4 protein-coding genes are annotated in these 4,920 nt (G+C 40.6%); all 4 read right to left on the reverse strand.

What is annotated here, in order from left to right; all coding sequences use genetic code 11:
- The coding region (tssM, locus tag H5185_RS21220; protein WP_182743110.1) for a type VI secretion system membrane subunit TssM at nt 1-1,821 on the reverse strand (1,821 nt) is incomplete at its 3' end.
- Between the two features lie 23 nt (nt 1,822-1,844).
- Complete coding sequence (gene tssL, locus H5185_RS21225) at nt 1,845-3,134, reverse strand: type VI secretion system protein TssL, long form (protein WP_124015782.1); 1,290 nt, start codon at nt 3,132-3,134, stop codon at nt 1,845-1,847.
- A 25-nt stretch (nt 3,135-3,159) separates the two neighbouring features.
- Nucleotides 3,160-4,488 (reverse strand): type VI secretion system baseplate subunit TssK, encoded by a 1,329-nt coding sequence (gene tssK / locus H5185_RS21230; protein WP_124015781.1) that lies wholly within the window; start codon nt 4,486-4,488, stop codon nt 3,160-3,162.
- A gap of 24 nt (nt 4,489-4,512) precedes the next feature.
- Nucleotides 4,513-4,920 (reverse strand): type VI secretion system lipoprotein TssJ (gene tssJ / locus H5185_RS21235; RefSeq protein ID WP_182743112.1); only part of this gene is annotated, 408 nt, incomplete at its 5' end.

Raw genomic sequence — 4,920 nt, forward strand, 5'->3', positions numbered from 1 at the left:
GTAAGCGGAAAACCACACTTGAACATCGCTCTTATCAAAATGCTCAGGGAAATAGAGCATTAAGTATGTTTTTAATGTTTCATATAAATAATTAAGATGATCGCCATTGGCATCCATTTCATCACTTAGCACGGTTTGTAAGAAAGGCATCAAATGCGTTTCTAGGGCGCGATGGTAAGCGGCTGTAGCAGGCTGCTTGAGCTTATCGCCTTGGTACAAACCAAAGGTTTGTGCGTCCTCGGCCTTATCGGTTCCATACCCCACAGGTAGATCACGAATTAAGGTTAAGCCTTTGGTTAATGTAATCACATCTGACTTGGCATTTAACCCACCATTTGTAATGGTTTCATAGGCACTAACACCTTGATAAGTATCATCAATCAACTTGCGATTCCAATCATAACTTTGCCACCAAAAATAACTTGCAAGCAAGGTGACGCCAGCGGCTACGCCCACTGAGACTTTTCGTAACAGTCGGTTATGATTGGTATGTTTACGATTGGTTGATGCTAAGTTTTTCTCAGGAAAAATAACGTCTTCTAACAGTCGTTTTATAAAGTAGCTTCGTTGTTTATTGGCTGCAAATGTTTTTGTTTTACTTTTGATCCCACTGGATAAATGACTAGAAAGATGGTCTATTGGAGTGCCTTCTTGAGTCGCACTGGTGAGATAAACACCGCGTAATAATGGGGCTTCTTCATAGGCATTGGGAGCAAAAATTTCTTTCAAAAAATCATCGGCAGAACTTTGTAATAATCTCAGCTGTTTAGGAAATTCATAAATTGCAGCACGGCGCTCTAGGTCTCGCTCATTTTTCAAACGGCTATTGAGTCGTGCGTTTAAATTAAGTAATAAATCGTGAAATTCCTTATTAAATGAACTGACGATATCAGTGTCTTCGGTATCGGCATTGAGTGGGAAGGTAATACCCCAAATTTGCTCACAATCTTCTTTAGTTAAATCGTCAAAAAATTCATTAAAACCTGCAACTAAATCAGATTTAGAAAACAATACGTACACAGGAAAAGTCATACCAAGCTGATTTTGCAGCTCTTGTAATCGCTGTTTGATTGCGCGAGCATGTAAGTTTCTTTCTGTCTTAGTTTGGTTTAATAAGTCAGACATGCCCATGCTGATGATGACACCATTAATGGGGCGAACTGGACGGTATTTTTTTAATAATCCCAGAAATCCTTGCCATGCACGAGAGTCTTGTTTTACATGACTATCTTGAGTGGTATAACGACCGGCCGTATCTATTAATACGGCTTTATTAGTAAACCACCAATCACAGTGTCTTGTGCCGCCGACACCTTCAATCATGTCTACACCCATTTTTTCTTTTAATGGGTATTCCAAACCAGAATGCTGAATTGCAGTCGTTTTTCCGCTTCCTGGTGGACCAATCATGATATACCAGGGTAATTCGTAAATACTTTTATTTTTAGTGAGCTTGGTATTTTTGAGAATATCTAACGCTTGGGTCATTTTATTCTGTAAAACAGTGATTTCACCTTTCGCAGAATCATCTCCCGACGCGCTATTATCGTCTTCACCATTAATTAAGCTATCAACCATTTTCTCGCTTTGCTTTTTGCTCTTCAATTGCCGAGAAAAATGGATTGCCCCAAAGATGATAACAATAACAAGTAATAGAATAATCCGCGAAGCTGCGGTGGCTAATGGCTCATAGCCGGCGATTGCCACCAATGGGCCACCAAACCAAATGAGTAATGCTAAGCACAGAAAACCTATAATGGTAATAGTCCATTTAGATTTAAGTGTATCGAAAATTCCCTTGCCAATTGATTTCAAAGACATTTATGTTATTCCTTTATGTCACATTAAAACAATAAGTCGATTTCGATTCGACGGTTTAACGCGCGATTTTGTTCGCTATCGTTAACAACACGAGGCTCAGACTCCCCTCGCCCCTCAGGCCATAGACGACCACTTAACGATGCGTTGTTAGCGAGAACATTTGCAATTGATGTGGCTCTAGCCAGCGAAAGATGCCAATTTGATGGATATTTAGAGGTAAAAATTGGTTCATCATCGGTATGACCCGTGATCAATATTTTGCCATCAGTACTCTCAAGTGTGCGGGCAATTTTAGCGAGAATGGCTTCAAAATCTGAACGAGGTTGGGTGCTACCTGACGCAAATAATTCAGTAGCACCAATGCGGATCCTCACTCGGTCACTTAATTGCTCTACTTCGAGGAGATTTTTGCCTATTTCGGTTTGTAACAGTTGTTGCAGCAATAAGGCTTCATCACGGCTTATTTGTTGCTGCGCTTCGACGGTTTTTTCCCATGGAACTATTGAGGTTAATTCTTTGTAAGCGACTGATGAATAATGGTTAATGCTATAACTAAAGCCCATGTAAATAAATAATATGACCACGCCAAATAATGCCCCAATCACCCATAAAGGAAATGGCTGTTGAAAGGTTAAATTTGGCACAATATTCTGTCGCCACCCCGGAGATAATTCACGGTGGAAGTCGCCTTTACAGGATTGAATTGCTAAGTAGGTTTTTTCCCGTAATGCTTCAAGTTTTTGATCGCCTTGAGGTTCAACTCTCATTTTGCCAACAAAACCTAGGGTTAAACATAAATACATGAGTTCAAGCAAATTACATTTTTCTGCAGGATGACGCAGCGATGCATCAAGTAAAGTATAGAAATACTCACCGCCTAAGGTTTCATGATGAAAAGTCGACAGTAAGCTGTCAGATGCCCAATAGCTTTGTTCTCCCCAAGGCGTATTGAGTACAACTTCGTCGATAAAACAACACAGGCAATATCGGGCAGATTGAATGTCATCAGATGCTAAGTTTGCATTACGAAGCTGCTGTTCATAATGCTTGATCAACTCAACGCAATGTACCCGTAATGTGTTCACGTCATCATGCTGGGTACTGTTTCGTAATTGAGTGCAGATCGATAATAGCGTGCCCGCAAAATCAACTAACGGATTTTGCGATAGACTAAGTTGCGAGCGATTATCCCGATTATCATTACGCTGTTCTTGGATCAGAGTTTTTTGACTATCATCATCGACTTTTGTTTTATTGCCAGCCATACCCGCCCCTTTCCCTGGGCGAGGTTTAACGATGGTTTTATCGTTCACAAAATTATCCTTAATGTTTTGGCGTTTAAATACTCACAGCCCAAAGTTCAAGTTGTAACTCTGGATATGCACCAGAAATATGCATAGCAACACCGCCACTCGATTTGAGCTTTATCCAATGGCTATTATTTTTATCTAATTGGAAATAGTGATAACCAGCGTGATATGGCACTTGTCTTGGCGCAACGGGTAAATTTGATATGCCAATGCCTGCTAATTGGTTATTAACCAGTTCACGGATTGTTTCAACCGAGCCTATTTTGATTTGCGAAGGCAAACGCTGACGTAGCTCGTCATGCGGCACATTAGCTTTAACAGCAAGAATGAACTCAGCATTATCAAGCATGCTCTTGTCTGCAATAGTCGAGAAATATACCCCAAATTTGGTCTTCTCAAGAATGAGTTCCGTAGCACTTTGTTCTAATACACTGCTTAAGCCATGATTGACAATGACCATTGTATTGCTAAAAACATAGGTCAAATTATCATGCTGATAAGTCGGGAATTTAGGCGGACGCTTATTAGGACTGCTAAATGTTGACAGTTCACCTGAGAAACTGATTAATGTGCGGTATAACAATTCCGGATGGATATGATTAACGATTGCGTAATGTTCAAAAATAGGCTGATATTTGTTCAAAAGCTGCAACATTAAAAAATCGGCAATCGAACTTGAAGTCCCTTGAGATTGACTTAATCGAGCCGCAATAGCTTCGGCACGCTGATTAATCATGCCCGTAACTTCAGTGGTCATATTCATCAAGGTTTTAATGTGTTCGATGCCTGTGCATGCAGGAATAAACTTTTTATCTAACCGAATTACGCCTTCCTCTGATACGTCAATAACACGAGCGATGGCAATAGACACATATCCAGAACGATCTTCACTCTGTAACTTGAAACGGCAGTCCAATTTTGCCACTTGTAGCACTTCCATTGCATCTGAGCCAACACTGGTATCAACAATGTTATGATCCTCATAGATGTAACGGGTAATTTGATTCTGCTCAGAAGATGAAATATTGACACCATTACTTTTGGCAACAGGCAGCACGAGATAGACCAATTGATCAATTGTTCCTGCTGGGATTGTAATAGATGTCGGCAATGGGCTCTGCTCTGGTAAGCAAACCAGAGTATTATCCGGAAATACGCAATCAATACGGTCTAAACCAAACTGCCCTAACGGAAGCAAGCCATAATTGACTTCGTAGCTTACAATCCCCCAGGCCAGTGGATTATTATTTTTGGCCATACGCGCTTGCTGATGCTGCAAAAAACGCTCTTGCTGCTGCATATGTTGTGGACGAAGAAACATGCCCTCTGTCCATGCTATTGGGCTAAAATCGCTCATAATTTCCCTATTTATTCACAACGATTACTTTTCAGAGTTGTACACTGCTATTTTCTCTATGTTGATAGTGACATCATCATAGCCAGTAGGATCGACGGCGACGACCGATCGCCATCGAGAGGAATCGATATCTCTATAGGCGACTATCACCCCAACAAACCGTGTGTTTTGTCCTAATGTCATCGCATATTCACGGGTTTCTGATGGTTGTAATTCCAACTCATCTTTACGGATAAGATCGGGACCAAGAACGCTTTCAGCAGACTCATCAAGGGTAAAAAAATCTTGCGTGTCAAAGATAGTCCGTGAAGATAGTTCAAATATTTTAACCACCACAGGTGATGGTCGATTATTAATGTCTGGATTAATGTCAGCACTGGCATTAAACGTAACGTCTGTTGATGGAGGAACAACTGCATTAATTGTTTTACA

Source organism: Shewanella sp. SG44-6, assembly GCF_014164185.1.
Classification (GTDB): domain Bacteria; phylum Pseudomonadota; class Gammaproteobacteria; order Enterobacterales; family Shewanellaceae; genus Shewanella; species Shewanella vesiculosa.

What these genes read in the sequence shown, in the direction of transcription:
- tssK (WP_124015781.1), bottom strand. Translation starts at nt 4,488, where the DNA reads ATGAGCGATTTTAGCCCAATAGCATGGACAGAGGGCATGTTTCTTCGT.